The sequence below is a fragment of the Frankia sp. CgJB1 genome, from assembly GCF_977947065.1.
In genome coordinates, this window is sequence record NZ_CDWTNB010000211.1 from 1 (window position 1) to 6,489 (window position 6,489).

Here is a 6,489-nt window from a genome sequence, read left to right on the forward strand (position 1 = left end):
GGTCCGCCCTGCGGACGACCGGCCGTGGACCGGACCGGGCGGCGCGGGCCCGCGCCGGGGCGCAGGTGTTCGCGCTCGCCCGGGACGCCGCCGGCCGGGAACTCGCCACCGTGCGGCTGGAAGGTCGCGACCCCTATGCCTTCACCGCTCGGATCATGGCGTGGATGGCGGGACATCTCGCCGCGGGCACCGTCGCCCGCGCCGGCGCGCTTGGCCCGGTCGACGCCTTCGGCGTCGAGGACCTGGAGCGGGCCGCCGCCACGGCCGGACTGCGCCGGGTGGGCTGACACCCGGTCAGTACCGCCGGCGGGTCAGTACCGCCAGCGGGTCGCCGCGACGACGGCGGCCGGGTCAGCCTCGGCGAACCGGTCGATCTCCGCGCGCCGGACGGCGGCGACCGCGTCGTGCAGCTCCCGTCCCAGGGCGCGGTGCAACACCTCGTCGACCTCGAAGGCGGCGACCGCCTCGCCCAGGCTGGTGGGCAGGCGCCGGATGCCGCGGCGGGCCCGTTCGGCGGGGTCGAGCGAGGCCGGGTCGACGCCCACCGGCTCCGGCAACGCGGCCGCCGCCGCGAGCCCCGCCTGCCCGGCGGCCAGCAGACCGGCCACCAGAAGGTAGGGATTCGCGGCAAGGTCGAAGGACTTCACCTCCAGGTTCGCCGCCTGGCCGGCCGCGGCCGGCGGCCCGGGGATCATCCGCAGCGCGGCCTCCCGGTTCTCTCGACCCCAGCAGGCGTGGACACCCGCCCACGTCGATGGCACCAGTCGCAGGTAGGAGGCAACGCTCGGGGCGCCGAGAGCCATCAGCGCCGGCAGCCGCCGAGGATCCCGGCGGCGAACGCCTCCCCGGCAGCGGTCAGTCCGAGCGGCCCGTTGCCACCCGCCATGAGGTTGATCCGGCCCGGGCGGGCGGATCCCCCGCCGGCCCGGCCCGGGCCCCCCGGTATGGGCCCTCCGGGTATGGGCCACCGGAGTTCGCCCCGCCCGGGCCCCCGCCCGAGACCGCAGGCCAGGCCGGGGCCGGCGGCCGGTCGGGATCGTCGCTCCACAGGCTCAGATGCACGTGGCCGCCGTTGCCCACGCTGTCGACGAGCACCTTGGGGGCGAACGAGACGCGCAGGCCATGGCGCCTGCTGACGCCGCGCACCGTCTCCTTGACCAGCACGCACGTGTCGGCGGCGCCGAGGGGGTCCTGCGCGGCGACGGACACCTCGAACTGACCGGCCGCGTACTCGGGATGGATCTGCTCGACGACCAGCCCCTCCTCGGTGAGCGCGGTGACCACGTCCCGCAGGTAGTCACCGAGTTCGGCCACCCTGATCATCCCGTACGCCGGCCCGGGAGCGGCCGGGGCGAACTCGTCGGAACCGGCCGGGGAGACGGCCCATTCGACCTCGAACGCCATCATCGCCGTCAGGCCGTGCTCGGCGAGCAGTGCCGTCTGGAGGCGGACGAGTTCCCGGCCGTCCTGCGGGTGCGGTCGGCCGTCCTGGTCACGGCGGTCGGCGGGGGCCCAGGCCCAGCCGGGCTGGGCCGCAAGGGGTGTCAGCCGGTCCAGGTCGGGATGCAGCCGCAGATCCCCGACGGGACCTCCGGCGTACCGTCCCGCCGTGATCGAGTCATCGGCGCCGAACACGTCGAACACCGGCGACACGCCGACGCCCCACACCGCCCCGCGTCGAGCCGGCCGATCGGCACCCCCTTCATCCGAGTGATGCCACTGTTGTCGACGTAGGTCACCGCAACACAGACGACGCCACGCACCTCCAGGTTCGTTGCCGCGTGCCGGGCCGCCGCGGCGAGCCGATCACGCCTACGATCCTCTCCGGCGATAATCCGAGGGGCGAACTCGTCCAACGCAGGCTCGTTCATCCTCACCTTCCCCACGGGTCTCCCCTGTCCCCATGGTCGCGCGTACGCCTGCCAGACGCCGGGCGGAGCGCACGGCACGGCGGCCCCTCACTCTCCCACGATGTTACGGAGAGCGACAAAATTCGGCCGGATCGAAGGATAAGCCATCTGTTCATAACAAGCGCTCCGAGCGTTGTCCACAGCTGGCGCCGACGCAAGAAGAGATGAAAACACGGTAACATCATCGACTTTCAGAACGACTGTCCCCAGGGAGCCAGGAGTAATCCACAAGTTATCCACAGGGCCGCTGTGGACCTGAGGATGACCGAATGTGTCCAGTACGGTCAGGCATGACCCCACCTTCCAGGGGGGATCATCGATGGGTGGGCCGCCCGGTGGAACCGTTCCTCGATCACGAGCTCGTCGACCACCACTGCCATGGTCTGGTCGGCCGCGATCTGACTCGCCCGGAATTCGAAAGCATGATCACCGAGGCGGAACACCCCGGACCACCGGGGACGACGCTGTTCGACAGCCAGATCGGCTTCGCCCTGCGGCGCTGGTGCGCGCCGGTGCTCGACCTACCGGCGCATGCCGCGCCGGAAGACTACCTCGAACGCCGGGCGGAGCTTGGCCACGCCGAGGTGCACCGGCGGCTGCTGCGTGCCTGCGGGATCACCACGTTCTGCGTCGACGCCGGATTTCAACCGGAGCCGCTGACCAGCGCCGCGGAGCTGGCCGAGCTCGCCGGCGGACGCGGCGTGGATGTGGTGCGGTTGGAGCGGGTCGCCGAGCAGGTCGCGGTCGACGTCATCACCGGGCAGATCGGCATGACCCACCTCGCCGACACCGTGCGGGCCCGGCTCGAGTCCGCCCGCCCCACCATGGTCGCGGTGAAGTCGGTCGTGGCCTACCGCGGCGGCCTGGAGCTGCCCGCACAGCGACCGACCGACCGCGAGGTCGCCGCCGCCGCCGCCCGCGGCTGGATCCACGAGATCCGCGCCGGCGCCCCGATCCGGCTGACCGACCCCACCCTGCACGCCTTCCTCATCTGGTGCGGGGTCGACGCGCGGCTACCCATCCAGATCCACGTCGGGTACTGGGACTGCGACATCGACCTGCGCCGGGGCAACCCACTGCTGCTCACCGGCCTGCTGCGGGCGATAGCACCGACCGAAGTCAGTGTGCTGCTGCTGCACTGCTACCCGTTCCACCGGGAGGCCGGCTACCTAGCCCAGGTGTTCCCGAATGTCTACCTCGACCTCGGGCTCGCCATCCACAACTGCGGCCGCGGCTCGGCCGGCCTGCTCACGCAGGCACTCGAACTCGCCCCGTTCGGCAAGTTCCTCTTCTCCACCGACGCCTTCGCGCTCGGCGAGCTGTACCTGCTCGGGGCCGTCCTGTTCCGGCGTGGGTTGTCGGCGTTCCTCGCGGCGGGAGTCGCCGACGACGCCTGGACCGCGGCGGACGCCGAGCGGGTCGTCCGGCTCATCTGCGCGGACAACGCCCGCCGCGTCTACAACCTGCCCTGACCAGCACGGGCGGCTCGGCGGTCAGCCGGCGGCGGCTGGCGGGCAGAGGCAGAACGGGTGACCGACCGGGTCGAGAAGCACCCGCCACCGGTCCCCACCCGGCTGGAACTCGGCCTGCCTCGCGCCGAGGCCTTCCGCCAGGGCGATGGCGGCGTCCAGGCCGGCGACCCGGAAATCCAGGTGGAACTGCTGCGGGGCGTCCTGGTCCGGCCAGCGCGGCGGCTGGTAGCCCGCCACCCGCTGGAAGCCGATCATGATCTCGGTCCCCGGTGGGGTGAGGTACGCCCAGGACCCCTCGTCGTCGGTGCCGGCGACGCCCCACCCGGTCAACGTGCCGTAGAAGGTCGCGAGCTCCTTCGCGTCCGGGCAGTCGAGCATCAGCCCGGCCCAGGTCGCCGCCACGTCACTCGCGGAGCCAGCACTTGCGGACCCAGTCGCCGCACCGGTAGCGGCCGCGCCCCCGGCCCTCTCCACACCCATCTCCCGAGCCGGGTCCGTTCCCGCCATGGCGATCTCCTTCGCGTTCCGGTGTCGATGCGTCGGATCCCATCCTCGAAGCCATACCTGACTTCTCCTGGCAGGTATGGCCCGGGGAGAATCGGGCATGCGTGCCGGCCGGCTCCTCTCCGTCCTGCTGCTGTTGCAGACCCGTGGGCGGCTCACGGCGCATGAGATCGCCGACGAACTCGAGGTCTCCGTGCGGACGGTCTACCGGGATCTGGAGTCCCTCGTCGAGGCCGGGGTCCCCGTGCTGGCGGACCGCGGTGCCACCGGCGGGTACCGGCTGCTCGACGGCTACCGCACCCGGCTGACCGGGTTGACCTCCGGCGAGGCCGACTCCCTGTTCCTCGCCGGCGAGCTGGGGCTCGGCACGATGCTCGCGGCGGCGGAACTGAAGCTGATGGCGGCCCTGCCCGAGCAGCTGCGCGAACGGGCCGGCCGGGTGCGGGAGCGCTTCCATCTCGACGCGCCCGGCTGGTTCCGGGCCACCGAGGACATGCCGCTGCTGACCGAGGTGGCAGCGGCGGTGTGGGAGCAGCGCCGCGTCCGGGTCACCTACCGGCGTTGGCGGGCCCCCCGTGAGATCATCCGGCACCTCGAACCGCTCGGCGTGGTCCTCAAAAGCGGCACCTGGTACCTGGTCGCCAACGTCGCACACGGCACCCAGGGCGTAGGCCTGGCCGAGGACGCTGGCAGCAGCCGCGACCCTGACGGCACCCGAGCCGCAGGCGCCACCGAGAGTGCGGACGGCAGCGGAGGCGCGGAACCGGCGGGCGGGCCGGCCACCCTGCCCCGGGTGTACCGGGTCGCGAAGATCCTCAGCCTCGAGACGACCACCAAGACGTTCGAACGGCCGCATGGCTTCGACCTCGGCGCCTACTGGGCTGGCTGGACGGCCCGCTACGAATCCGAGGTCTACCGGGCGCGGGCGACCGTGCGGCTTTCCCCGACCGGCGTGACGATGGCCCCCTTCCGGACTCCCCCCGGCGGTCGCCCGCGCCGTCCGGGAAACGGCGAGCGCACCGGAGGAGGACGGCTGGGTACGCGCGGTGGTACCGATCGAGTCCGTCCGGCACGCCGAGCGCGAACTGCTCGTACTCGGCCCGGACCTGGAGGTGCTCCACCCCCCGGAGCTACGCGAGGCGATGACGCGCGCCGCGGGCGCGCTCGCCGCGCTGTACGGCGCACCGGCGGCGGGCAACGGCGGAAGTCGCAGGCCCGTCGCCGGGAACCACAACCTGCCGGAACCCTGACTGCCGGCAGCCTGACGCCTCCGGACGCCACGTGGCGCCTCGGCGCTTCGTCTGAATCACTGGGATGACGCCGGCACCAGGCTGCCAACCTTTACGGACGGTGGATGCCTACGCCCCTTGCTCAGCGTCCATCGAGGAAGCGCTGAGCGGGACGAAGCAGCGGCTTCGACGGTCGCCAACACCCCAGAGGGGGCTGAATCCAAGCCCGCGCGACCCGGAAGATCAACTGATCATGGCCACGACCAGAACAATGATCATATTTGGCCCTCGTCCAGACTCCGCGTGCATCTCTGAACCTAGGGCATGGAGCCACTGGTCACCGACGGTTCCGAACAGCGTATCTTCCACTCGAAGATCCTTCCAGATGCGTCGTATAGGTGATGCCAACCCCTGCCATTCATAGAGCACGTAGACTTCTGGCGTGATCAGAGGAAGCTACGACGTGGTGATCGTGGGTGCGGGCCCGGCTGGGAGCGTGGCCGCCTTCGCATTGAAGCGACAGAACCCCCGCCTTCGCGTACTTCTGACCGACAAGGCTGTTTTCCCGCGCGATAAGGCATGTGGTGACGGCCTCGGTGCAGGGGCAGTTGCGGCCCTGCGCCGCCTGGGCCTGCTTAGTGTTGTCCATGACGCCATTTCACCACTGAGCGTGCGAGTCAGCGGACCTGACGGAACCGAGGCGACGGCGGTCGGCCCGACAGTCGCCGGCCATGATCTTTCCGGGTATGTACTTCCACGTGAGATCCTCGACGCGCGTCTTGTTGCTGCGGCACGCGAGGTCGGAGTCGAAATACGGGAAGGAACATCATACCATTCATCGGAGCTGACCGGCAACAGCCAGGTTATCACACTCAAGACCGGCTCGAGATCAAACTCCGTCGAGGCAGCCCTGATGATCGGTGCCGATGGCGCCTATTCTCGGGTACGACGCGATCTTGGAGTCGGCCGCCAGGATGACCGATTCTCCTCGATCGCCATGCGCTCATATGCCAAGTTCTCGGATCCGCGCCGCGCCCCGCAGGAGGTTATGCTGCTCCGACTTGACTTCAGTGACAAGGTGCTCCCTGGCTACGGATGGGTGTTTCCCGTCTCCGACGACGTCGTCAATCTCGGTGTGGGTCTACCGGTATCCACTATGCGGGATAAATCGTTGAACCCGCGCAATCTTCTCAGCGCCTACGTGGAGCACCTACGGGCCCGAGGGTTCATCGTCGAAGAGCCGAACAAGCTACTCTCACATTATCTCCCGCATGCCGGAAAACTGGCTCCGATGGCACATCCCCGCGCCGCACTCATCGGGGACGCCGCCGCGAGCATCAACCCTCTCAGTGGCGAAGGTATTGTCTACGCTAT

At 70.3% G+C, this 6,489-nt stretch carries 5 protein-coding genes and 2 pseudogenes; 4 read left to right on the forward strand and 3 right to left on the reverse strand.

Annotated elements, in window-relative coordinates; all coding sequences use genetic code 11:
* Nucleotides 1–287 (forward strand): annotated as a pseudogene (locus AC08OT_RS18170) (saccharopine dehydrogenase); the annotation flags it as partial.
* Between the two features lie 24 nt (nt 288–311).
* Here the strand turns inward: AC08OT_RS18170 and AC08OT_RS18175 are convergent.
* Nucleotides 312–803, reverse strand: a complete 492-nt coding sequence (locus AC08OT_RS18175) for a hypothetical protein (RefSeq protein WP_476603085.1) — start codon at nt 801–803, stop codon at nt 312–314.
* A 52-nt stretch (nt 804–855) separates the two neighbouring features.
* Nucleotides 856–1,644, reverse strand: coding sequence for a type I glutamate--ammonia ligase (locus AC08OT_RS18180; protein WP_476603086.1), 789 nt, complete (start codon nt 1,642–1,644; stop codon nt 856–858).
* Nucleotides 1,645–2,233: 589 nt separating this feature from the next.
* Here AC08OT_RS18180 and AC08OT_RS18185 point away from each other — a divergent pair.
* Nucleotides 2,234–3,382: an amidohydrolase family protein gene (locus AC08OT_RS18185; RefSeq protein WP_476603087.1), complete on the forward strand. Its 1,149-nt coding sequence runs from the start codon at nt 2,234–2,236 to the stop codon at nt 3,380–3,382.
* Between the two features lie 21 nt (nt 3,383–3,403).
* On the opposite strand, the gene AC08OT_RS18190 is transcribed toward AC08OT_RS18185, so the two are convergent.
* Nucleotides 3,404–3,889 carry a VOC family protein gene (locus tag AC08OT_RS18190; RefSeq protein ID WP_462189021.1) on the reverse strand — a complete coding sequence of 162 codons (486 nt, stop codon included), beginning with the start codon at nt 3,887–3,889 and terminating at the stop codon, nt 3,404–3,406.
* Between the two features lie 97 nt (nt 3,890–3,986).
* Here AC08OT_RS18190 and AC08OT_RS18195 point away from each other — a divergent pair.
* Nucleotides 3,987–5,136 (forward strand): annotated as a pseudogene (locus AC08OT_RS18195) (helix-turn-helix transcriptional regulator).
* A gap of 442 nt (nt 5,137–5,578) precedes the next feature.
* Nucleotides 5,579–6,489 (forward strand): NAD(P)/FAD-dependent oxidoreductase (locus AC08OT_RS18200; RefSeq protein ID WP_476603088.1); only part of this gene is annotated, 911 nt, incomplete at its 3' end.

Coding starts and splice junctions, on each gene's coding strand:
- AC08OT_RS18175 (WP_476603085.1), bottom strand. CDS start 803: ATGGCTCTCGGCGCCCCGAGCGTTGCCTCCTACCTGCGACTGGTGCCA.
- AC08OT_RS18190 (WP_462189021.1), bottom strand. CDS start 3,889: ATGGCGGGAACGGACCCGGCTCGGGAGATGGGTGTGGAGAGGGCCGGG.